Genomic DNA, 22,775 nt, shown 5'->3' on the forward strand with positions numbered 1-22,775 from the left:
GCGGCCTACGGCTTCCGGTCCGGCCCACTCCGGTCGGCGGTGGCCGCGCCGGGAGCCGTGGGCAGGGCGGCGGCGCTCGCGGCGCGAGCCGCGCGCCACCCGCCGAGGTGCGTCACGTCCGTGGCGTCCGGCGCCGCACCCGGCTGGCCGACGAAGCCGACGAGCTCACGGCCGTCGTCGGTCCGGACGCGGCCGAGGCCGAGCGGCGCCGGGATCGACAGCAGGAGCCGGCCGAGGGCGTCGGGCGTGAGCAGCCACTCCTCGCCCTCCAGCGACCCGCCGGTCCCGGGGGGCGACGGCGTGCACCAGCGGCTTGGCCGGGGTCGTGGCGAGCGCGAGCATCCGGTAGTCGGGCGCGGTGCGGACCGGCCCGACCCAGCGGGCGCCGAGCGCCAGCAGCTCCGGGTGCAGCGGCTGCCCGCGGAGGTGCGCGCCGAACACGACGACCGGGACGCCCGCCGTCGGCAGGGGAGCGGGCGCGGGCGCGTCGGCGGCGGGCAGCGGGCGCCACCCGGCGTCGTCGGCCCGGCCGTCCTTCTCCAGCAGCGCGGCGAGGTCGAGCGCGACCTGGTCGTCGAACGCCCGGGTGAGGACGGTGGCCCCCGCCTCGCCGGCACCGGCCGGGCCGAGCGGCATCGCGACGCCCGCCATGTCGAACAGGTTGACGAAGTTGGTGAACACCCCGAGCCGCGCGTTCGTGGTCAGCGGAGCGGCGGCCACCTCCGCGAGCGTCGGGTGCTCCGGCGCGGTCGGCACCACGAGGGCGTCGCACCCGTCGAGCGCGGCGAGCGCCGTGGCCCGCAGGGCGGCGACCTCGTCCCGCGCCGCCTGGTACTCGGCCGCGGACACCCGGCCGGCGTCGGCGGCGATCCTGGCGACCGACGGGTCCGCGCCGTCCGGGTGCTCCGCGAGGTACGCGCCGAACGCGGCGTACCGCTCCGCGACCAGCCCGCCGCCGTACAGCAGCCGGGCGGCGGCGAGGAACGGCGTGAGGTCGACGACCCGGGTGGTGGCGCCCGCCTCGACGAGCCGCGCGACCGCGGCGTCGAACTGCGCCCGCACGCCCGGGGCGACCTCGGCGAGGTCGGAGTCGCGCGGCACCGCGACCACCGGCGCCGCGGGGGCCGCCAGCCGGACGTCCGCGGGCCAGGTGCGCGACGAGGGGTCGAGCGCGCTCGGCGCGGCCATCACGGCCATCGCCCGCCGGGCCAGGTCGAGGTCCTGCGCCAGCACCGTCACGCAGTCGTACGACGCGCACGCCGGCACCACGCCGTCCTTCGGCACCAGACCGAGCGTCGGCTTGATCCCGACGACCCGGTTGAACGCGGCGGGGACGCGGCCGGAGCCGGCGGTGTCCGTCCCCAGGGCCAGGTCGGCGATCCCGAGCGCGACCGCGACGGCCGAGCCGGAGGACGAGCCACCCGACACCCGGTCCGGCGCCACGGCGCTCGCCACCGCGCCGTACGGGCTGCGGCTGCCGGTGAGCCCGGTCGCGAACTGGTCGAGGTTGGTCTTGCCCAGGACGACGGCGCCGGCGGCGCGCAGCAGGTCCACGACGGTGGCGGACCGCGCGGCCACGACCTGGTGCGCGGGGTGCGCGGCGGTGGTCGGCAGGCCGGCGACGTCGATGTTGTCCTTGACGGCGAGCACCAGCCCGGCCAGCGGCAGCGCCTCTCCGGCGGCGAGCCGGGCGTCGACGGCGCGGGCCTCGTCCTCGACGTCGGCGCGGTCGCGGACCAGCGTCCACACGTCGGGGCGGCCGGCCGCGTCCAGGGCGGCGAAGGCGCGGTCGACGCGGTCGAGGGCGGTGCCGCCGGTGGTCGGGGTGGTGGTCGTGGCGGTCATCGCTGCTCCTCGCGGGCCATCAGGCGGGTCATCTCCAGCGCGGCGGCGGCGCGCTCCATCACGACCTCCCGCGAGGCGCCGACGTGGGCGCGCAGCGCCTCCAGCGCCTGCGGCAGCCGGTCGCGCACCACGAGCTCGGCGATGCCGATGTGCTCGGCGATGGTGGCCGCCATCCGGTCCTCGGTGAGGTAGTCGTACATCCGCACCGACCGGATCCGGCGGTTCGTCTGCGCCAGCGCCTGGGTCAGCGCCGGGTTGCCGGAGGCGTCGAGGAGCGTGAAGTGGAACCGCTCGTCCTGGCTGACGAACCCGGCGTCCGGCGCCGGCCGGTCGTCGCGGAAGCCGTACCAGTGCGCGAGCTCGCCCTCGAGCCGGGTGCGGTCGTGGTGCACCGTCGGGTCCTCGAGCGCCCGGGTCAGGCCGCGCAGCTCGAGCGTGATCCGCAGCTCGTACAGGTCGGTCAGCTCGCGGAAGCTCGGCACGTACAGGTGCAGGCCGCTCTCCCGCTTCACGACGATCCCGTCGGCCAGCAGCCGGGCCAGGGCCTCGCGCACCGGGGTCCGGGACACGCCGTGCCGCTCGGCCAGCCGCTCCTCCGTGAGCCGCTCGTACGGGGACACCCGGCCGCTCATCAGCTCGTCGCGGATGGTCAGGTAGACGCGCTCGCGGCGGGAGGTGGCGGACCCCTCGGGGCCGGCCGCGGCTGCCTGTCCCGCGCCGGGGACCACGTCTGTACTCATGTCTGTATACAGAACCGGGTACATGTTTCCGCACGTGGCGATGGATGTTGCGGGCAGGTGACGATCAGCGCGGGGGCCGACAGCTGCTCACCGCGCCCGCGCGCGCGAGGGGCGGAGGCGCGCGCGAGAGGCGGAGGCGCGCGCGAGGGCCCCGGGGGGGCTTGCGCGGGGGGCCCGGGTTGAGTGGAAGGTTCTGACGGACACGCCGACGGCGTGTCCGTCAGAACCTTCCACTCCAGAGGTGCGAGCCAGCCGGGTCGACCGGCTGACGCGACCGTCGGGCCGGCGTGCCGCGACACGCCGGTGGGCGCACGACACGCCGTCCCGCGACGAGGTCCCGCCCGGCTCCGCGGGCGACGTGCGTCACCCCGCCGTGCGGGTGAAACGCGCCCGTCCACATGTGCGTCGCCCTGTGCGTGACCTGGGGACACCTGTGGACGAGCAGGCCTTCCAGCAGGCCTCGCCACGCGGGGGAGTGTCAGTGGTCGCCCGTAGCCTGTGGATGAAGTCGGACACCGGGACGGCGGTGCACAGCCTGTGGAAACGACATGTGTGTAACACCAGCCCTAGTGGTCTCTTGCCGGACGCACCACTAGGTGTAGTGTCGTGACTCGCCGCTGGACGAGGGGCCCGGGGACGTCGAGAGACGCCCGACCGGCCCGGCCGCAGCGGCCCGAGAGCGGCACCACAGCACCACCAGCAGCATGCGGGGCGGGCGCGGGGGCGCACGTACCAGCCAGGCCTTTTCACACCGGGGAGACAGCGATGACCATCACCGTCTACAGCAAGCCGTCCTGCGTCCAGTGCAACGCGACCTACCGCGCCATGGACAAGGCCGGCCTGCAGTACGAGGTCGTGGACATCACGGAGGACGCCGACGCGCGTGACTACGTCATGTCCCTCGGCCACCTGCAGGCCCCGGTCGTCGTGGCCGACGGCAACCACTGGTCGGGCTACCGCCCGGACCAGATCAAGGCGCTCGCCGACCGCGCCGCGGTCTCCGTCGCCTGACGCGGCCGTGCGCCGCCCGGTGACCCGGGCGGCACGGCCGCACGGGTCCACGATCCACCCGGGGCGAGGAGGGGTGGGGCGATGAGCTCCCTGGTCTACTTCTCCTCCGTCTCGGAGAACACCCGCCGGTTCGTCGACAAGCTGGACATCGACGCCACGCGGATCCCGCTCCGTCCGTCGGAGCCGTTCCTGCACGTGCGGGACCCCTATGTCCTGGTGGTCCCCACGTACGGCGGCGGCAACGAGGGCGGCGCGGTCCCGCGGCAGGTCGTCAAGTTCCTCAACGACGCGACCAACCGCTCCCTGATCCGCGGCGTCATCGCGGCGGGGAACACCAACTTCGGCGCGCACTACTGCATGGCCGGAGACATCATCGCGGCGAAGTGTCAGGTCCCGTACCTGTACGCCTTCGAGCTCATGGGAACGACCGAGGACGTGCGACGCGTCCGAGAGGGATGGGGACGATTTTGGCAGCGACACTCACCGACGCCGGCATGACCGACGCGACCGAGGTCATCACCATCACGCCCGAGATGGACTACCACTCGCTCAACGCGATGCTGAACCTCTACGGCGCGAACGGGGAGATCCAGTTCGACAAGGACCGGGAGGCGGCGCGGCAGTACTTCCTGCAGCACGTCAACCAGAACACGGTCTTCTTCCACGACCTGGAGGAGAAGCTCGAGTACCTGGTCGAGCACAAGTACTACGAGGCGGACGTCCTCGCGCAGTACAGCCCGGAGTTCGTCAAGGCGCTGTTCAAGCACGCCTACTCGAAGAAGTTCCGCTTCCAGACCTTCCTGGGCGCCTTCAAGTACTACACCTCGTACACGCTGAAGACGTTCGACGGCAAGCGGTACCTGGAGCGCTTCGAGGACCGCGTCGCGATGGTGTCGCTCGCGCTCGCCGAGGGTGACGAGACCTTCGCGCTGCAGCTCGTCGACGAGATCGTGTCCGGCCGCTTCCAGCCGGCGACCCCGACGTTCCTCAACCTCGGCAAGGCGCAGCGCGGCGAGCCCGTGTCCTGCTTCCTGCTGCGCATCGAGGACAACATGGAGTCGATCGCCCGCGGCATCAACTCCGCCCTGCAGCTGTCCAAGCGCGGCGGCGGCGTGGCCCTGCTGCTCTCGAACATCCGCGAGCACGGCGCGCCGATCAAGCACATCGAGAACCAGTCGTCCGGCGTCATCCCCGTGATGAAGCTGCTCGAGGACTCCTTCTCCTACGCGAACCAGCTGGGTGCCCGCCAGGGCGCCGGTGCCGTCTACCTGCACGCGCACCACCCGGACATCATGCGGTTCCTCGACACCAAGCGGGAGAACGCGGACGAGAAGATCCGCATCAAGACCCTGTCGCTCGGCGTCGTCATCCCGGACATCACGTTCGAGCTGGCCAAGAACAACGAGGACATGTACCTGTTCTCGCCGTACGACGTCGAGCGCGTCTACGGCAAGCCGTTCGCGGACGTGAACGTCTCCGAGAACTACCGCGCGATGGTCGACAACGGCCAGATCCGCAAGCAGAAGATCAAGGCCCGCGACTTCTTCCAGACGCTGGCCGAGCTGCAGTTCGAGTCGGGCTACCCGTACATCCTGTTCGAGGACACGGCCAACAAGGCCAACCCGATCAAGGGCAAGATCACGCACTCGAACCTGTGCTCGGAGATCCTGCAGGTCTCGACGCCCTCGACCTTCAACGAGGACCTGTCGTACGACCACGTCGGCCGCGACATCTCCTGCAACCTCGGCTCGATGAACATCGCGCTCGCGATGGACTCGCCGGACTTCGGCCGCTCGGTCGAGACCGCGATCCGCGCGCTCACCGCGGTGTCCGACCAGACCGACATCGAGTCGGTGCCGTCCGTGAAGCGGGCGAACCGCGGCGGCCACGCCATCGGCCTCGGGCAGATGAACCTGCACGGGTTCCTGGCGCGCGAGCGGATCTTCTACGGGTCCGAGGAGGGCCTGGACTTCACGAACATCTACTTCTACACGGTGGCGTACCACGCCATCCGCGCCTCGAACCTGCTCGCCAAGGAGCGGGGCCAGGCGTTCGCCGGCTTCGAGGACTCGAAGTACGCGACCGGCGAGTACTTCCAGAAGTACATCGAGGGCACCTGGGTGCCGAAGACCGCCCGCGTCGCCGAGCTGTTCGCCACCTCCGGCGTGCACATCCCGACGCAGGACGACTGGCGGGAGCTGGCGGAGTCGGTGCGCGAGCACGGCATCTACAACCAGAACCTCCAGGCGGTCCCGCCGACGGGCTCGATCTCGTACATCAACAACTCGACGTCGTCGATCCACCCGATCGCGTCGAAGATCGAGATCCGCAAGGAGGGCAAGCTCGGCCGCGTGTACTACCCGGCGCCGTTCATGACGAACGACAACCTGGAGTACTACGACGACGCGTACGAGATCGGCTACGAGAAGATCATCGACACGTACGCCGAGGCCACGCAGCACGTGGACCAGGGCCTGTCGCTGACGCTGTTCTTCAAGGACACCGCCACCACCCGCGACATCAACAAGGCGCAGATCTACGCCTGGCGCAAGGGCATCAAGACGATCTACTACATCCGCCTGCGGCAGATGGCGCTCGAGGGCACCGAGGTCGAGGGCTGCGTCTCCTGCATGCTCTGACGCGACGTGCGCCGGCCGGGTCCTGACCCGGCCGGCGCGCTCGCGCGAGGGTGCACCATAGGGGGCAGACCGAGGCGGGCACCGACCCGCACGAGCCGCGGAGGGCGCGGCACCGGACACGACATGGAGCAGTGATGGCCGAGAAGCTGAAGTTGGTCGACCGGGTCCAGGCGATCAACTGGAACCGCGTCGAGGACGAGAAGGACGTCGAGGTCTGGGACCGGCTCGTCGGCAACTTCTGGCTCCCCGAGAAGGTGCCGGTGTCGAACGACATCCAGTCCTGGGCGACGCTGTCGGACGTCGAGAAGCAGATGACGACCCGCGTGTTCACGGGCTTGACCCTGCTCGACACGATCCAGGGCACCGTCGGCGCCGTCTCGCTCATCCCGGACGCGCTGACCCCCCACGAGGAGGCGGTGTACACCAACATCGCGTTCATGGAGTCGGTGCACGCCAAGTCCTACTCGTCGATCTTCTCGACGCTGATCTCGACGCGCGAGATCGACGAGGCCTTCCGCTGGTCGGAGGAGAACCCGAACCTGCAGCGCAAGGCCGAGATCGTCCTCGACTACTACCGGGGCGACGAGCCGCTCAAGCGCAAGGTCGCCTCGACCATGCTCGAGTCGTTCCTGTTCTACTCCGGCTTCTACGCGCCGATGTACTGGTCCTCGCGGGCCAAGCTCACCAACACGGCCGACCTGATCCGCCTCATCATCCGCGACGAGGCCGTGCACGGGTACTACATCGGCTACAAGTTCCAGAAGGGCCTCGAGAAGCTCACCGAGCCCGAGCGCCAGGAGCTGAAGGACTACACCTTCGAGCTGCTCTTCGAGCTCTACGACAACGAGGTGGAGTACACCCAGGACCTGTACGACCCCCTGGGCCTCACCGAGGACGTCAAGGCGTTCCTGCGGTACAACGCCAACAAGGCCCTGATGAACCTGGGCTACGAGGCGCTGTTCCCGAAGGACGAGACGAACGTCAACCCGGCGATCCTCTCGGCCCTGTCCCCGAACGCCGACGAGAACCACGACTTCTTCTCCGGCTCGGGCTCCTCGTACGTCATCGGCAAGGCCGTGAACACCGAGGACGAGGACTGGGACTTCTGATCCCGGCCTGACCCCCGCAGCACCGACCGCCCCGTCGAGCCCCGCGCTCGGCGGGGCGTCGTCGTCAGCGGGGTCGACCGGCGGACGGCTCGGGTTGTGGATGGACACGCGTTCGGATGCCGGGCGCGACCCGCGGGAAGCGCAGGCGCGCGGGTCATGCGCTGTGGACGGGTGCTCGTGTGCTTGTGGATAGAACTACCACGGCGTAACACAACTGGTTGTGGCCGCTTGTCGTGTCAGACCCCAGGTGTAGCGTCCTGACCGCTAACGCACGACGACCCCGGTCAACCGTTGACCGATACGGGTCACGGCCGGCGCGGGGTCGTCCTGGTTCTTGGCGGAACGGGTTGACACTACGCCGGGGGAGGGGCGCGCCGTCAACCGGCGGTGCGTCACACCCCGGCCAGCTGGTTGGGTGCGGGAACCGGAGTTCACGCCCATGGCCACGAGGATCAACACTGCACAGCTGCAGGCGCAAATGCGCGCCGCTCAGCAGCGCGCGCGAATGGCTCAGCAGCGCGCCGTCAGGCAGCTGCAAGCCGAGGTCGACCGCGTCAACCGCCAGAACCAGCGCGCCATCGACGAGCACAATCGGCGGGTGCGGCAGCACAACGCCGCGGTCCAGCGGCAGGTCGACGCGCAGAACCGTGAGATCGCTCGTGTCAACGCGCACAACAGCCGCGTCAACGCGCAGAACCGCCAGGCCGACGCCCGTAACCGGGCGACGGTGAGCGAGCTGAACCGCCGGCTCCGGTCTGCGGCTTCCGCCGGGCCCGTTTACACCCCCTCTGAGCGCTCTCTTGCGGACCGCGTCCAGGAGCACGCCGCCCAGCTGCCGGACCGCGAGCACGACGCGTTCCTCAGCTACGCGCAGATCGACGGACAGGAGGTCGGTGCCGCGCTGTACCGTGCCCTCACGGACATCTTCGGTGTCGACGTGTGGTTCGACGAGGTCGGGATCAAGCCCGGTGTCAGCCAGTCCCGTCAGATGGACAGGGGCCTCGCCTCCGCGCGGTCCGGCATCGCCTTGCTCACCCCCGCTTACCTCGCCGGCCGGTTCTGGACCGAGCGGGAACTCGGCGCTCTCCTGCACAAGCCGATGCTGATCCCCGTCCTGCACAACGTGACCTTCGAGCAGGTCGCCGAGTACAGCGGCTTCCTGCCCGACCTCGCCGGCTTCGAGACCGCCCGTGACAGCATCGAGGTCATCGCTGAGAAGATCGCCGCGGCCGTCCTGCCCCCGGACCCGATCAGCGGCACCTGAAGCCGAACCCCACCCGCGCAAGAGCCGCGCGCAGCTTGTACGCCGTGCTTGATCGGCTGGCTGCCCTCGGTCTGTCCAGACATATCTGCCACTCCGGACGCGTAACCGGTGGCAGCACGCGTTGGACGCCAGGCGTATCGCCTGGACCCGGAGCCAGAGCGCGCTGTCACCCGGTAACCCCCCCCGTCGCGCCCCGCACTCGGCGGCGGCTCGACGGGGCGGTCAGCCGGCCGCGCGCGTCGCGTCGACGAGCACCGTCACCTGGTCGTCGTCGACCACCACGAACCCGCCGGTGATGTGCACCTCGACCTCGGGCCCGTCCGCCGGCACGACCCGCACCGCGCCCGCCTCGAGCAGTGCCGCCACCGGCTCGTGCCGCGCGAGGATGCCGAGCGAGCCCGCGACGGACGGCACCGTGACGCGCACCGCCGGTCCCGCCAGCAGCACCCGGTCGGGCGCGACCACGGTGACGGACATGGTGCGGGCAGCGGTCGGGTCCGACGCGGTGTCGGGCTGGGGGGCGGTCACGCGAGCGGTCCTGACGTCCGGGGGTGGGTCCGTCGAGTCTCCCGGCCCCGGAGGCGCGATCGGGTCCCGAAGGTCGTGATCCCCGGGCGGTCGGCTGTGCTACCGCCCGCCCGCGACGTCGTCCGTCGCGACGCCCGCGCGGCGGCGCGTCCGCAGCCACTGCACCAGGCTCGTCACCGCGGTGAGCCCGACCGCGACGACCACCAGCCCGGTGACGTAGCGCTCGAGCCCGGGCACCCGGGTACCGAGCGCCCAGCCGGCCAGCGGGATCGCGCACGCCCACACGGCGCCGCCCACGACCTGCCACACCGTGAAGGTGCGCGCCGGGACCTGCGTCATGCCGGCGAGCGGGTTGATCACCGTCCGGACGACCGGGATGAACCGCGCCAGCACGATCGTGCGCGCCGTCCCGTACCGCTCGACCATCGCGCCGGCGCGGTCGAGCGCCGCGTGCAGCCGCCCGTCGGGGGAGGTCCGGGTGACCCACCGCCCGCCCGCGCGGCCGAGCAGGTAGCCGCCCTGGGCGCCGAGCAGCGCGCCGGCGGTCGCGGCGAGCAGCACGCCCGCCAGCGGGAGGCGCGGATCGGGACCGGCGGCGAACACGCCCGCGGCCAGGAGCAGCGTGTCGCCCGGCAGCAGGAACCCGACGAGCAGGCCGGTCTCGAGGAGCAGGATCACGAAGATCCCGCCGACCCCGAACGCCGTGAGGAGGCTGCCGGGGTCGAGGAGGTTCACCCGTCCAGTATCCGCCCGCCCGCGAGACATGGGATGACGCGGACGGGTGAGCCCGGGGTGACGCGCGCCTCCCTCGCGGGTCAGCTCCCCGTCGTCGCCCCGACGACGCCCACGACGACGCAGCCGATCGCGGTCCACGCGAGCACCGTGAACGGCAGGAGAGTGCCGATGCGGCGCGGCGTCGGCTCCTGACCCGGGCCGACGACGGGGTCGGCCGTCCGGCCGCGGCGGGCGAGGGTCACGTCGGCCGTGATTCCCGCGGCCAGCAGCAGCAGCCCTCCGGCCAGGGCGACCGGGGCGGGCAGGACGGCGACCCGCGCGTCGATCTGCAGCAGCAGGGCGGCGGGCACGAGGACGGCGGTCGCCGCGGCGCCGAGGCCGACCGCGGCGACGACGGGGCGCCGGACGACCAGCTCCAGGAGGCGGCCGCCGAGCAGCGCCACCACCCCGCACCCCGCGACCAGCACGGCGAGCATGGCGAGCAGCCCCCAGGTGACGGTCACGTCGCGGCCCCGGGCGAGCTCGCCCACCGCGGTGATCACGACGACCATCCCGGCGATCTCGACCACGAGCGGCGCGAGGTGCGGCAGCCACGACGGGCGCGGGGCGGGGAACGTCTCGGCGACGGCGCGGGCGTAGGCGGTCGGGTCGCCGAAGCCGACGTCCGCGGGCTCGCCGCTGTCCCGGCAGTGGGCGCCGACCTCGGCCAGCGCGTCGCCGATGCGGTCACCGGGGACGTCGCGCAGCCGCGCCTCGAGGACGAACGCGTCCACCCAGCGTGGGTCGACGTCGGGGGCGATCCGCTGCGCGTCGCTCGGGCGGTGGGTCTCAGGCACGGGTGTCCTCTCGTCCGGGAGGCGGTGCGGTCAGGTGGGTGTCCACGACCGCGGCGAACCGCCGCCAACGCCCCACGAGGTCGTGCAGGTGGCGCCGCCCCTCCGGGGTGATCTCGTAGTACTTGCGGCCCGGGCCGCCGTCGCCGGCGCGCCACTCGACGGTCAGGTGGCCGGCGGCCTCCAGGCGTCCGAGCAGCGGGTAGAGCGTGCCGCCCTTGATGTCGCCGATGCCGGCCTCCGCCAGGCGCGCCGCGAGGGCGTACCCGTAGGTGGGCCCGTCGTCGAGCACGCGCAGCACCGCCTGGGGGAGCACTCCGCGGAGCCACTCGCCCGGCCACTCCCGGTCCTCGGTCACGACTAGATCGTACGGCTGACTAGATCGGCGCGCAACCTAGCGGCGGACCGCTGCGCCCCGCGCCGCACCGCGTACCGTCGCCCCCGTGCCTTCCCTGCTGCTGCTCTCCCTCGGCCACGGCGCCGTGCCCGCCTTCCTCGCCGACCGCGCGCCCGCGGACCACCCGCTGACCCTCGGCTACGTCCCCGACGCGGCCCGCGCCGACGCGGCCGCGCCGTGGGCCGTCGCCGAGCGGGACCGGGTCGTCGGCCTCGGGCACGCGGTGGTCGACGTCCGCCTCACCGGTGCGACGGCGCAGCAGGTGGCCGACGCCCTCGACGGCGTCGACGCGCTCTACGTCGCCGGCGGCAACACGTTCGCCCTGCTCGACGCGCTGCGTGCCTCCGGGGCCGACGCGGTGGTCGCCGAGCGCGTCCGCGGCGGGCTGCCCTACATCGGCTCCAGCGCGGGGTCGATCGTCGCCGGGCCGAGCACCGAGCCGGCGACGCTCATGGACGACCCGGCCGAGGCTTCGGGCCTGACCGACCGGCGCGGCCTCGGGCTGACGGACGCGGTCGTGGTGCCGCACGCCGACGGGAAGCTGCCGCCGTACCCGCTGGAGCTGATCGGCCGGACGCTCGACCGGTACGGCTCGGACCACGAGCTGGTCCCGCTGTGCGACGACGAGGCGCTGCTGATCACCGGGCCCGGGTGGAAGGTCGTCGCCTCGGCCTGACCCGTCGAGAGGGGTACTGACAGGGCCCCGCTCCCGGCGTGAGACCGCGCCGCGGAGCGGGCAGGGTGGAGGGGCATCCCGATCCACTCCTGAAGGAGATCCCCCACCCGATGCGTGCCACCTTCCTGTACGGCGCGGGCGACGTCCGCGTCGAGCAGACCCCCGAGCCCGTCATCCAGCAGCCCACCGACGCGATCGTCCGCACGGTCCGCGCGTGCGTCTGCGGCTCGGACCTGCACCCGTACCACTCGATGCCCGCCTCCGAGCGCGGCCAGTCGATGGGCCACGAGCTGATCGGCGTCGTCGAGGAGACCGGCTCGGCCGTCACCTCGGTGAAGAAGGGCGACTTCGTCATCGCCCCGTTCGCGTTCAGCGACAACACCTGCCCGATCTGCCGCGACGGCTTCCAGACCGCGTGCCCGCACGGCGGGTTCTACGCCACCCCGCAGACGAACGGCCTGCAGGCCGAGCTGTCCCGCATCCCGCTGGCCGACGGCAGCCTCGTCGTGGTCCCGGACGTGGACCCCGCGGCCGCGGACGAGTCGCTGCTCGCCTCGCTGCTCACCCTGTCGGACGTGTACCTGACCGGCTACCACGCCGCGCACATGGGCCGGGTCGAGCCCGGGAAGTCGGTCACCGTGATCGGTGACGGCGCGGTCGGCCTCTCCGCCGTGCTCGCCGCGAAGCAGCTCGGCGCGGAGCGGATCGTCCTGATGGGCCGGCACGCCGCGCGCACCGACCTGGGCCGCGAGCTCGGCGCCACCGACGTGGTCGCCGAGCGCGGCGAGGAGGGCGTCGCGCGCGTCCTCGACCTGACCGGCGGCGAGGGCACGCACGTCGTGCTGGAGGCCGTCGGGCACATGCCCGCGTACGAGCAGGCCTACGGCGTCGCGCGGTCCGGCGGCGTGATCTCCCGCGTCGGCGTCCCGCAGTACGAGGACGCGCCGGTCGGGTTCGGGTCGCTGTTCGGCCGGAACATCACGCTCAACGGCGGTCCCGCTCCCGTCCGCGCGTACCTGGAGGACGCGATCCGGCAGGTCCTGGACGGGACGATCGAGCCCGGCCGGGTGTTCGACCGGACCCTGTCGCTCGACGACGCCGCCGAGGGCTACCGGGCCATGGACGCGCGCGAGGCGCTCAAGGTCATGCTCCGCCCCTGATCAGTGCCGCCGACCCCGGGGTGACGTCGAGCGCCGACGCCGCCCCGGGGGCGGGTGTCCCGGACCGGCGCGACAGGTGACGTGTACGATCGTACGCATGACGACCGACCACTTCGCCGGCGACCCGCGCACGAACCACGAGCGGATGCTCGCAGGCGACCTGTACATCGCCGACGACCCCACCATCGCCGCCGCCCAGAAGAAGGCGGTGCAGACCGCCGCCCGGTTCGCCGCCGCGTACGCCGACGACCCCGACGCCGGCCAGGCCGTCCTCGCGGAGCTGTTCGGCGGCGTCGGCGAGGGCACCCACGTGCGCGCGCCCGTCCACGTGGACTACGGCGACCGGATCACCGTCGGGGCGCGGACGTTCGTCAACATGGGCCTGACCGCCCTCGACGTCGCACCGATCACGATCGGCGACGACTGCCAGATCGGCCCGCACGTGCAGCTGCTCACCCCGACCCACCCGGTCGAGCCGCAGCCGCGCCGGGACAAGCTCGAGGCGGCGAAGCCGATCGTCATCGGCGACAACGTCTGGCTCGGCGGCGGCGTCATCGTGTGCCCCGGCGTGACGATCGGGGAGAACTCCGTCGTCGGCGCCGGCTCCGTCGTCACCAAGGACGTCCCGCCGAACGTGGTGGCCGTCGGGAACCCGGCCCGGGTGATCCGCGAGATCATCTGAGGCATGACGTCGACCGAGCCCGCGCCCGCCCGCACCCGTCGCGTCGACCCCGGCCGGCGCGACCGGATCATCGACGCCTGCATCGAGGTGATCGCGACGGACGGCGTGGACGGCACCTCGCACCGCCGCGTCGCCGAGGCCGCGGGCGTGCCGCTGGGCTCGATGACGTACCACTTCACCGGGCGCGAGGAGCTGCTCCGGGAGGCGTTCACCCGGTTCGCGCAGACGGTCGCGGACCGGGTGACCGCCCGGATGCAGGCGGTCCCGGCGGGGGACGTCGAGGCCGGGATCCGCGCGGTCGTGGACTCGATCCTGCAGGACGTGTTCCCGACGTCGCGCGAGCTGGTCCTGACCCACGAGCTGTACACGCTGGCCGCCCGGGACGCGTCCTACCGCACCCTCACGCACACCTGGATGCGCGGCAGCCGGGCGGCGCTCGAGCGGTGCTTCGACCCGGTGACGGCGCGCGTCCTGGACGCCCTGGTGGAGGGCATGACGATCCACCGGGCGCTCGACAACGAGCCGCACGACGACGCCGACGTCGAGCTGGCCGTCCGCCGCATCGTGCGCGCCTGACGACTGCGCGCCGCGGGCGGGACGACCGCGACGTAGGGTCGCCGCATGACGACTCCGCCCTCCGCGCCGGCCGCCGGGGCCTGAGCCGCCGCCGTGCTCCTCGTCCTCGTGCTCGCCGGCCTCGCCGTCGCCGTGATGTCGCGGCGCTCCGCGTGGGTGCGGGACCGGCTGCCCGTGCCGGCGACGACGATCCTGGCGTGGTGCGCGGCGGGGGCCGTCGGCCTCGGGCTGGCGGACGTCGGCGGGGGGACGGGGCGCACCGTGCTCTCCGGCGCCGTCGCGGTCGTGGTCGGGGTGCTGGCCGTCGCCGCGGCGGGGTGGCTCGTCGGCCTCGCGCGCCCGCGCCTGGCCCGCCGCCGGGCGCGGCGCGCCGGTGGCCCGCCGGTGGCGCAGCGGGCGGTCGCGCTGGCCGACCGGCACCCGCTGACGGTGCGCGGGTGGGGCGTCGCCTCCCTCGCGGTGCGCTCGGTCGTGCGGTCGGGCGAGGTGCGGATCACCGGTCTGGCCGCCGAGATGACCTACTACGCCCTGATCTCGCTGGTGCCGATCGCCACGGCGCTCGGCGCGAGCCTCGGGTACCTGCGGCCGCTGCTCGGCGACGAGCAGGTGGACGAGATCCGCACGAGCGTCGTGGACGGCCTCGCGACGGTGTTCGCGCAGCAGGTGGCGAGCGACGTGCTGGCGCCGCTCGTCGACGGCCTCCTGGACGAGCGGCGCGGCGGGTTCGCCCTCGGGGCGCTCGCCGTGACGCTGTACCTGGCGAGCCGGGTGTTCCGCGCCGCGGTGCGGGCGCTCGACGACGCCTACCGCGTGGAGTCCCGGCAGAACGTCGTGACGCAGTACCTGCTCGGTTTCGCGTTCACGGTCGGCGCGCTGGTCACGCTCGTGACGGTGCTCCTGCTGGTCGTCGTCGGGCCGCTGCTGGGCGGGGGCGACGCGCTCGCGGCGCGTCTGGGCCTCGGGGACGCGTTCCGCGCGGCCTGGTCGGTGCTCCGCTGGCCGGCGGTGCTCGTGCTGGGCGGGGCGTTCCTCACCCTGCTGTACCGGTACGCGCCGAATGTCGTCAGCACCTGGCGGCGCTGCCTGCCCGGCGCGGTGGCCGGGACGCTCGGCGTGCTGCTGGTCTCGACCGGGTTCGTGGCCTACGTCGCCGTGGCGGTGCCGGACACGCCCGGTGCCGACGCCGGGAGCGCGGCCGTCGTCCAGGCCGCCGCGCAGATGCTGGGCCTCGTCCTGGCGGCCGCGCTGTGGATCTGGCTGTCGAGCATCGCGGTGCTGCTGGGCGGCGTGCTGAACGCCGAGGTGGACGCCGCGCGGCCTCGGGCGCGCCGCGCGGAGGCCGGCGCGCCGGTCGCCGGCGCACCCGGCGCCTGAGGGGCCCGGGATCCCGGCTACCGTCGACGCATGGTGCACCAGGAGGCCGAGGTCGTCGGCGGGCTGACGGCGGACGAGGTCCGCGAGCGGGTCGCCCGCGGCGACGTGAACCGGGTCGAGACCGGCACCAGCCGCAGCCTGGCCGAGATCGTGCGCAGCAACACCCTCACCCGGGTCAACGCGATCTACCTGGTGCTGTTCCTCGTGGTGCTGAGCACGGGCCACCTGCTCGACGGCCTGTTCGGGCTGCTCATCGTCGTCAACAGCGCCGCCGGCATGATCCAGGAGGTGCGCGCCAAGCGGACGCTGGACCGGTTGGCGCTGCTCAACCGGTCGCCGGTGACGGTGCAGAGGGCCGCGGGTGTCGTGGAGCTCGACCCCGCCGAGCTCGTCGTCGACGACCTCGTCCGGCTGGCCGCGGGCGACCAGGTGCCGGTCGACGGCGAGCTGGTCGGCACGGTGGGACTCGAGGTCGACGAGTCCCTGCTCACCGGCGAGTCGGAGCCGGTGCTCCCCGCGCCCGGCGACCGGCTGCTGTCGGGCAGCGTCGTGGTGGCCGGCGCGGGGGTGCTGCGCGCGAGCCGCGTCGGGGAGGACGCGTACGCCGCCCGGCTGTCCCGCGAGGCGTCCGCGTTCAAGAAGCCGTCGTCGGACCTGCGCGCGGGCATCGACCGGATCCTGCGCTACATCACCTGGGCGCTGGTGCCGGTCGCGGCGCTCACGGTGGTCAACCAGCTGTGGATCAACGACCAGGCCCCGAGCGACGCCCTGCGCGGCATGGTCGCGGCCGTCGTGCCGATGGTGCCCGAGGGCCTCGTGCTGATGACGAGCGTCGCGATGGCGGTCGGCGTCATCCGGCTCGGCCGCCGGCAGTGCCTGGTGCAGGACCTGCCCGCGATGGAGTCGCTCGCCCGGGTCGACGTGGTGTGCTTCGACAAGACCGGCACGCTCACCGAGGACGGGATGCGGGTCCGGTCGGTCGAGGTGCTGGACCCGGCGCTCGCCCCGGAGCAGGTCGCGACCGCGCTCGCCACGCTGGGCGCCGCCGAGGAGCGGCCGAACGCCAGCCTGCGGGCGGTCGTCGAGCACGTCGGCGACCGGGCGCCCGCGGCCACCGCCGCCGTCGTGCCGTTCTCCTCCGCCCGCCGCTGGGCCGCGGTGCAGACCGCGGACGGCCGGTCCTGGGCGCTCGGCGCGCCGGACGTGCTGCTGCCGCCCGGGCACCCGGCGCTCGGGCGGGTCGCAGAGGAGGCCGGGCAGGGCCGCCGGGTGCTGGCCCTGGCCGGCCTGGACGGTGCGCCGGACGCGGCGGCGCTCCCCGCCGGTCGCCGCGCCGCCGCGCTCGTGGTCCTCGACCAGCGCATCCGCCCCGAGGCCGCGGGCACGCTCGCGTACTTCGCGCGGCAGCAGGTGGCCGTGAAGGTCGTCTCCGGCGACGCGCCGAACGCCGTCGCCGCCGTGGCCGGTCAGGTGGGGCTGCCCGCCGGCGCGGTGCTGGACGCCCGCGAGCTGCCGGAGGAGCAGGAGGCGCTCGCCGACGCCGCGGAGCGGGCCGTCGTGCTGGGCCGGGTCGCGCCGGAGCAGAAGCGCGGGCTGGTGCGGGCGCTGACCGCGCGCGGGCACACGGTGGCGATGACCGGCGACGGCGTGAACGACGTGCTCGCGCTCAAGGACGCCGACGTCGGCGTGGCGATGGGCAACGGCAGCCCGGCCGCGCGGGCGGTGGCGCGGATCGTGCTGCTCGACAGCGACTTCGCGACGCTGCCGCACGTGGTGGCCGAGGGCCGGCGGGTCATCGCGAACATCGAGCGGGTCGCGACGCTCTTCCTGTCCAAGACGGTGTACTCGATCCTGCTGGCGCTGGTCGTCGCGGTCAGCGCGGTGCCGTTCCCGCTGCTGCCCCGGCACGTCACGCTCATCGCCTGGTTCACGATCGGCATCCCGGCGACCGTCCTCGGGCTCGCGCCCAACCAGGAGGCCGCCCGGCCCGGTTTCGTGCGGCGCGTGCTGACCGCCGCTGTCCCCGGGGGCGTAGCGGTGGCCGCGGCGACCTACGGGGCGTACGTCGCGGCGCGCGCGGTCATCGGCGACGGCCAGACCACGCACGTCCTGACGGCCACGGCCGCGTTCCTCGCTCTCGTGCTCACGGCGTTCGACGTGCTCGTCGAGGTGGCCCGGCCGCTGCGCCCCTGGAAGGTCGGGCTGGTCGCGGCGATGGTGCTGGGCATGGCGCTCGCGGTCGGCACGCCGCTCGGGCAGCGGCTGTTCGTCCTGGACCCCACCGACGCGCGGGTGTGGGCGGTGGCGGTGCCGGCGGCCGTCGTCGGGGTGCTGCTGCGCCGGGTGACCGCGGCGCTGCTGCGGCGGACCGGGCCTGGCGGAAATAGGTGACGACGGTGTTGAGAAATGCAGCCGACCCTCACGTCGGGCACTTTTCTCGACGTATGTCGTCGCCCTGACGTGCGGTTTCGCCGGTAAGCCAGGCCTTCCTTTCTAGACGCGCGGAAATCCGCGGCCTACCGTCGGCCGGGTCAGGACAGGCACGCCCCCACCGACCCCGGAGGTCCCGCGATGAGCACCCTCATGGACCAGCCCCCCGTCTCCGAGTGCTCCGTCGACGGGTGCTCGTACAACCACGAGCACGCGTGCAGCGCCGCCGCCATCACGATCGCCGGCTCGGCCGGGGACGCGAAGTGCGCGACGTTCATCCCGCTCAACGTCAAGGGCGGGCTCGACCGCGTCGTCTCGCACGTCGGCGCCTGCCAGCGCACGGACTGCACGCACAACGAGCACCTGACCTGCGCGGCGGACGCCGTGCGCGTGGGCGCCGGCCACGACCTGGCCGACTGCCTCACCTACGCCCCGGCCTGATCCGACCGGGCGGCGCCCGTCCCCGGGCCGCGATGCGCGCCGCGACAGTGGAACGTCGTGCCCGACACGCCGACGGCGTGTCCGTCACGACCTTCCACCGGGGGAGCGGGGGAGGTCGCGGGAACCGGGTCAGTCCTCGCGCTCGGTCGCGGCGGCGACCGCCGCCGCGAGCGGGGTCGCGCCCTCGGACAGCTCGAGCACCAGGCCCGCCGTGCGGGGCTCGTCCAGCAGCCCGACCAGCACGGCGGCCACGTCGTCGCGCGGCACCTGCCCGCGCGGGACCTCCGCGCCCAGGCGCACGTGCCCGGTCCCGGCGTCGTCGGTGAGGCCGCCGGGGCGGAGGATCGTCCAGTCGAGGTCCCGGCCGCGGAGGTCGTCCTCGGCGGCGGTCTTGGCGCGCAGGTACGCGGCGAACACCTCGTCGGTGCCGGCCGGGGGCTCCGCGCCCGCGCCGACCGACGACACGAGCAGGTAGCGCCGCACCCCGGCCTGCTGGGCCGCGTCGGCGAGCAGCGCCGCGGCGCCCCGGTCGACGGAGTCCTTGCGCTCGGCCCCGCTGCCCGGGCCCGCGCCCGCCGCGAACACGACGGCGTCCGCGTCGGCGAGCTGCGCGGCGAGCGCGTCGACGCCCGCGGACTCGAGGTCGAGCAGCACCGCGGTCGCGCCGTCCGCCTCGACGTCGGCGACGTGGTCCGGGTTCCGGACGATCGCGAGCGGCGTGTCACCCCGCTCCGCGAGCAGCCTGCTCAGTCGGCGGGCGATCTGACCGTGGCCTCCGGCGATGGCGATGCGCATGCCCCCACGGTAGGAGCGCGGCCCGGGCGCCGCACCCGCTGCCCGGGCCGCGCGTGCGGCGCCGGTGGCACCGCACGTCGAGGTGGCCGGTCCCCGGCCCGTGGCAGGGGGCCATGTCGTGCTCGGACCGGGGGCCGGCCAGTGCCGTCCGACGCCAGGGGGGCGAACGCCGGACGGCTGCGGGACCTTGCGGTGGTCGGTCCCGGGGGACCGGTCCGCGGTGGTCGTCGCACTGCTCACGCTAGGCCCGATCGACACCCGTTCGACGACCGATGAGTAGCATCTCGGGCCTCGTTGGGTGGTGAACCGGCGCGGACTGAGGGGTAGGACGCGCGACCGGGTGGGCACCCAGGTGCTGCCCCGGGGCCCGGCGGTGCGGGCGGCTGGGTGCTCGGGCGCGGGGCGTGCGCCGGGTCAGGCGGTCCCGGCGGCGGCCTCGAGCGGCTGCAGCCCGGCGAGCCGCCGCCGGATGCTCTGCACGTCGTCCTCACGCCCGGAGGGCACCAGGGACAGCGCCGTGAAGGTCTCGGCGGTCGGCAGCAGGTCGCGCGCGAGGTCGCGCAGCGCCTCGGCGACCTCGGCCAGGTCGGCGGCGTGCGCGGCGTCCAGCGCCGGGGAGTCGGCCTGCAGGCCGACGTACAGCACGAAGCCGGCCCGGTCGGCGGCGCCGTCGCCGCGGGGCGGCGCGGGGGCGGGCGGGGGTGCGGGGGTGCGGTGACGTGCCACGGGGATCTCCGGGGGTGCGCGGGGGCCGCAGCGAGCGGCGGCCGGGGTGGTGGTCGGGGGACGGCGGGGCGTCAGGACCAACAGCGCGTGCGGGGCGCTCCCGGGCGTACGCCGACGGACGCCGGGGAGGCGTCGGTCGGGCGTCGGTGGAGGCTCACGCCCCCGATGGTGGCAGCGGCCGCGCCCGGGGCCAAGGGCTTTCCGCGCGCGGTCTCAGCGGCCGAGACCCGATGACCTCGGCGCGGGGGACGGGGCGTCCGCCCCGTCCGGGGCGTCAGACGACGCCGTACAGCCGGTCGCCCGCGTCGCCGAGGCCCGGGATGATGTACGCGTTCTCGTCCAGGCGCTCGTCCACGGCCGCGACCACGACGGTCACGTCGCCCCGGTCGCCCACGGCGTCCTCGACGACCTTGAGGCCCTCGGGCGCCGCGAGGAGGCAGACCGCCGTCACGTCGCGGGCCCCGCGGGCGAACAGGTAGTCGATCGCCGCGACCAGCGTGCCGCCCGTGGCGAGCATCGGGTCGACCAGGAAGCACTGCCGGCCGGTGAGGTCCTCCGGCAGCCGGTTGGCGTAGGTGATGGCCTCGAGCGTCGTCTCGTCGCGCTGCATGCCCAGGAACCCGACCTCCGCGGTCGGCATGAGGCGGGTCATGCCGTCGAGCATGCCGAGGCCTGCGCGCAGGATCGGGACCACGAGGGGCAGCGGCTCGGCGATCTTCACGCCGGTGGTGGTGGCCACAGGGGTCACGACCTCGACGGGCTCGGTGCGGACCTCGCGGGTCGCCTCGTACGCCAGCAGGGTCACCAGCTCGTCGACGAGCTTGCGGAACGTGGGGGACGACGTGTCCTTGTTCCGGAGCACCGACAGCTTGTGGGCGACGAGCGGGTGGTCGGCGACGTGCAGGCGCATGGGCTCAACCTACCGTGCGCGCCCCGGGACCGACGTCCCGGTCGGCGCGGGGTGACGGGGACCACGATGGCGGGCAGCGCGCGGCGACGGCGCAGCCCCCTGCCTGCACCGTCGCCGCTGCGCACCCAACGCCGCGGGCGCCGGGACCGACGAGGGTCCCGAGCAGGGCCCGGGCGGCCGCATGCGCTGAGGGCACAAAGTGCCTCTGACCTGCGCATTCATCCGGCCGAACCCCTCAGGACGGGCCCTCGCCGGTCGAACCTTCCTGCTGTACCCCCTGAAGGAGGAAGGCCTCGACATGGACCGTCACGCCACCCCGCTCCGCCGCTCGCTCGCGACCACGATGGTCGGGGCGGTGGCCGTCGCCGTCGTCGCGGGAGGTGCGGCCGGCGTCGTCGGCCTGCAGGCCCTCGCGGAGCAGCGCGGCACGCTCGCCGACCTGCGCGACACGCAGGTGGAGCTGGTGCAGGCGGCCGGGGAGCTGCAGTCGGGCATCAAGGGGGCCGTCGCCTACAACACCGCGCTGACCCTGGCCCCGGAGGTGAACCCCACCGCCGAGCAGGACCGCGACGCCGAGGTGGCCGCGGCCGACGCCGCGCTCGCGACGCTGCAGGGCCTGGCGATCCCGGCCGACCAGCAGCCCGCGCTCGACGAGGTGGGCACCCAGTGGGGCGTGGTGCGCCAGATCGTGCTGGACGACCTGTCCGCGCTGCCGCCCGCCGAGATCGCCCCCGTGACCGAGCGGTACCAGGCGGCGAACGCCGACCTGACCGACGCCCTGGGCGTGCTGCTGGGCGACGCGTACGGCGCGATCGACGCCTCCATCGAGGCCGCGTCCTCGACGAGCACCCGCACCACCGTCGAGGTCGGCGCGCTGATCGGGGTGGGCGCGGTGCTGTCGCTGGGCCTGGGGCTCGGGCTCGGGCGCCGGGTGCGCAGCCGGCTCGCCGCGCTCGAGGACGTCGTCGACGGGATCGCCGCGCGCGACCTGACCCGGTCCTGCGACCTGGGCGGGTCCGACGAGCTCGCCCGGCTCGCGGCGTCGCTCGACGTGGCGCAGGCCGCGGTGCGGGACACCCTCGCGGGCGTGGTCCGGACCACCGACGAGGTGGGGAGCGCGGTCGCCGCGCTGTCCTCGGCCTCGACCCGGGTGGGCGCGGGCTCCGACGCGACCAGCGCGCAGGTCGGCGTCACGGCGGCGGCGGCCGAGCAGGTCTCGCGGAACGTGCAGGCGGTCGCCGCCGGCGCGGAGCAGATGGGCGCGAGCATCCGGGAGATCGCGCAGAACGCGAACGAGGCGGCCCGGGTCGCGGCGCACGCCACGGAGGTCGCGGAGACGGCGAACGGCACGGTCGCGCAGCTCGGCACCAGCTCGACCGAGATCGGCAACGTGGTCAAGGTGATCACCACGATCGCGGAGCAGACCAACCTGCTCGCGCTGAACGCGACGATCGAGGCGGCCCGGGCGGGCGACGCGGGCAAGGGGTTCGCGGTCGTCGCGGGCGAGGTCAAGGAGCTGGCGCAGGAGACGGCGAAGGCCACCGAGAACATCGCGCGCCGCGTCGAGGCGATCCAGGCCGACTCGGACCAGGCCGTGACGGCGATCGGGGAGATCGCCCGGATCATCGGCGACATCAACGACTTCCAGGTCGCGATCGCGTCCGCCGTCGAGGAGCAGACCGCGACGACGGCGGAGATGAGCCGCGGTGTGGCGGAGGCCGCGGCCGGCTCGGGGGAGATCGCGGCCAACCTCACCGGCCTCACCGACGCCACCGCCGACGTCGCGTCCGTGGTCGGCCAGGTCGACACCCAGGTGCGCGGGCTCGCGGGCACCTCGGAGGACCTGCGCACCCGGGTGGCCGCCTTCACCTTCTGAGTGGCGGCGCGCGACCTAGACTGCCGCG

At 73.9% G+C, this 22,775-nt stretch carries 23 protein-coding genes; 13 read left to right on the top strand and 10 right to left on the bottom strand.

Annotated elements, in window-relative coordinates; translation table 11 throughout:
- Positions 1-5 precede the first annotated feature (5 nt).
- The 3 genes from FKM96_RS22245 to FKM96_RS10970 are packed head-to-tail and all read right to left on the bottom strand — an operon-like array spanning position 6 to position 2,585.
- Complete coding sequence (locus FKM96_RS22245) at positions 6-272, bottom strand: hypothetical protein (RefSeq protein WP_371300532.1); 267 nt, start codon at positions 270-272, stop codon at positions 6-8.
- Positions 166-1,845, bottom strand: coding sequence for an allophanate hydrolase (gene atzF / locus FKM96_RS10965; protein WP_246854934.1), 1,680 nt, complete (start codon positions 1,843-1,845; stop codon positions 166-168). Before atzF ends, FKM96_RS22245 begins: the two co-directional genes overlap by 107 nt.
- Positions 1,842-2,585, bottom strand: a complete 744-nt coding sequence (locus FKM96_RS10970) for a GntR family transcriptional regulator (RefSeq protein WP_147795258.1) — start codon at positions 2,583-2,585, stop codon at positions 1,842-1,844. Before FKM96_RS10970 ends, atzF begins: the two co-directional genes overlap by 4 nt.
- Before the next feature lie 765 nt (positions 2,586-3,350).
- Between FKM96_RS10970 and nrdH the strand changes: the two genes are divergently transcribed.
- The 5 genes from nrdH (at position 3,351) to FKM96_RS10995 (ending at position 8,608) form a co-directional block, all read left to right on the top strand.
- Positions 3,351-3,596: a glutaredoxin-like protein NrdH gene (nrdH, locus tag FKM96_RS10975; RefSeq protein ID WP_147795259.1), complete on the top strand. Its 246-nt coding sequence runs from the start codon at positions 3,351-3,353 to the stop codon at positions 3,594-3,596.
- 81 nt (positions 3,597-3,677) lie between these two features.
- Positions 3,678-4,094 (top strand): class Ib ribonucleoside-diphosphate reductase assembly flavoprotein NrdI, encoded by a 417-nt coding sequence (gene nrdI / locus FKM96_RS10980; RefSeq protein ID WP_147795260.1) that lies wholly within the window; start codon positions 3,678-3,680, stop codon positions 4,092-4,094.
- The gene (gene nrdE, locus FKM96_RS10985; RefSeq protein WP_147795261.1) at positions 4,091-6,235 is read left to right on the top strand and encodes a class 1b ribonucleoside-diphosphate reductase subunit alpha; all 2,145 of its coding nucleotides are present in this window, start codon (positions 4,091-4,093) and stop codon (positions 6,233-6,235) included. Before nrdI ends, nrdE begins: the two co-directional genes overlap by 4 nt.
- A 134-nt stretch (positions 6,236-6,369) precedes the next feature.
- Positions 6,370-7,344, top strand: a complete 975-nt coding sequence (gene nrdF, locus FKM96_RS10990) for a class 1b ribonucleoside-diphosphate reductase subunit beta (RefSeq protein WP_147795262.1) — start codon at positions 6,370-6,372, stop codon at positions 7,342-7,344.
- Between the two features lie 439 nt (positions 7,345-7,783).
- Positions 7,784-8,608 (top strand): TIR domain-containing protein, encoded by an 825-nt coding sequence (locus FKM96_RS10995; protein WP_147795263.1) that lies wholly within the window; start codon positions 7,784-7,786, stop codon positions 8,606-8,608.
- A 222-nt stretch (positions 8,609-8,830) separates the two neighbouring features.
- Here FKM96_RS10995 and FKM96_RS11000 read toward each other — a convergent pair whose 3' ends face one another.
- From FKM96_RS11000 to FKM96_RS11015, 4 genes are all read right to left on the bottom strand, one after another.
- A complete protein-coding gene (locus FKM96_RS11000; RefSeq protein ID WP_246854935.1) occupies positions 8,831-9,136 on the bottom strand; it encodes a hypothetical protein in 306 nt (101 codons plus the stop codon).
- Positions 9,137-9,235: 99 nt separating this feature from the next.
- Positions 9,236-9,871: a DedA family protein gene (locus FKM96_RS11005; protein ID WP_246854936.1), complete on the bottom strand. Its 636-nt coding sequence runs from the start codon at positions 9,869-9,871 to the stop codon at positions 9,236-9,238.
- A gap of 80 nt (positions 9,872-9,951) precedes the next feature.
- A complete protein-coding gene (locus FKM96_RS11010; RefSeq protein ID WP_147795265.1) occupies positions 9,952-10,707 on the bottom strand; it encodes a hypothetical protein in 756 nt (251 codons plus the stop codon).
- Positions 10,700-11,062, bottom strand: coding sequence for a PadR family transcriptional regulator (locus FKM96_RS11015; protein ID WP_147795266.1), 363 nt, complete (start codon positions 11,060-11,062; stop codon positions 10,700-10,702). Before FKM96_RS11015 ends, FKM96_RS11010 begins: the two co-directional genes overlap by 8 nt.
- Positions 11,063-11,147: 85 nt before the next feature.
- Between FKM96_RS11015 and FKM96_RS11020 the strand changes: the two genes are divergently transcribed.
- The 7 genes from FKM96_RS11020 (at position 11,148) to FKM96_RS11050 (ending at position 18,440) form a co-directional block, all read left to right on the top strand.
- On the top strand, positions 11,148-11,777 hold the full coding sequence (locus tag FKM96_RS11020; RefSeq protein WP_147795267.1) for a Type 1 glutamine amidotransferase-like domain-containing protein: 630 nt from the start codon (positions 11,148-11,150) through the stop codon (positions 11,775-11,777).
- Between the two features lie 110 nt (positions 11,778-11,887).
- On the top strand, positions 11,888-12,937 hold the full coding sequence (locus FKM96_RS11025; RefSeq protein ID WP_210417254.1) for a zinc-binding dehydrogenase: 1,050 nt from the start codon (positions 11,888-11,890) through the stop codon (positions 12,935-12,937).
- 97 nt (positions 12,938-13,034) lie between these two features.
- Complete coding sequence (locus FKM96_RS11030) at positions 13,035-13,619, top strand: sugar O-acetyltransferase (RefSeq protein WP_147795268.1); 585 nt, start codon at positions 13,035-13,037, stop codon at positions 13,617-13,619.
- 3 nt (positions 13,620-13,622) lie between these two features.
- Entirely contained in the window at positions 13,623-14,195 is a 573-nt protein-coding gene (locus FKM96_RS11035; protein ID WP_147795269.1) for a TetR/AcrR family transcriptional regulator, read from the top strand.
- 93 nt (positions 14,196-14,288) lie between these two features.
- Entirely contained in the window at positions 14,289-15,569 is a 1,281-nt protein-coding gene (locus tag FKM96_RS11040) for a YihY/virulence factor BrkB family protein (RefSeq protein ID WP_147795270.1), read from the top strand.
- A 30-nt stretch (positions 15,570-15,599) separates the two neighbouring features.
- On the top strand, positions 15,600-17,960 hold the full coding sequence (locus FKM96_RS11045; RefSeq protein ID WP_147795271.1) for an HAD-IC family P-type ATPase: 2,361 nt from the start codon (positions 15,600-15,602) through the stop codon (positions 17,958-17,960).
- A gap of 180 nt (positions 17,961-18,140) precedes the next feature.
- Complete coding sequence (locus FKM96_RS11050; protein ID WP_147795272.1) at positions 18,141-18,440, top strand: DUF1540 domain-containing protein; 300 nt, start codon at positions 18,141-18,143, stop codon at positions 18,438-18,440.
- A gap of 129 nt (positions 18,441-18,569) precedes the next feature.
- On the opposite strand, the gene FKM96_RS11055 is transcribed toward FKM96_RS11050, so the two are convergent.
- The 3 genes from FKM96_RS11055 to upp all read right to left on the bottom strand — a co-directional run bounded on the left by FKM96_RS11055 (position 18,570) and on the right by upp (position 20,871).
- Positions 18,570-19,235: an NAD(P)H-binding protein gene (locus FKM96_RS11055; RefSeq protein ID WP_147795273.1), complete on the bottom strand. Its 666-nt coding sequence runs from the start codon at positions 19,233-19,235 to the stop codon at positions 18,570-18,572.
- 414 nt (positions 19,236-19,649) lie between these two features.
- Positions 19,650-19,961, bottom strand: a complete 312-nt coding sequence (locus FKM96_RS11060) for a hypothetical protein (protein WP_147795274.1) — start codon at positions 19,959-19,961, stop codon at positions 19,650-19,652.
- A 274-nt stretch (positions 19,962-20,235) separates the two neighbouring features.
- Positions 20,236-20,871 carry a uracil phosphoribosyltransferase gene (upp, locus tag FKM96_RS11065; protein WP_147795275.1) on the bottom strand — a complete coding sequence of 212 codons (636 nt, stop codon included), beginning with the start codon at positions 20,869-20,871 and terminating at the stop codon, positions 20,236-20,238.
- Between the two features lie 298 nt (positions 20,872-21,169).
- Here upp and FKM96_RS11070 point away from each other — a divergent pair, with 298 nt between their 5' ends.
- A complete protein-coding gene (locus tag FKM96_RS11070; RefSeq protein WP_147795276.1) occupies positions 21,170-22,747 on the top strand; it encodes a methyl-accepting chemotaxis protein in 1,578 nt (525 codons plus the stop codon).
- The last annotated feature ends 28 nt before the right edge of the window (positions 22,748-22,775 follow it).

The sequence above is a fragment of the Cellulomonas sp. Y8 genome, assembly GCF_008033115.1.
Lineage (GTDB): Bacteria > Actinomycetota > Actinomycetes > Actinomycetales > Cellulomonadaceae > Cellulomonas.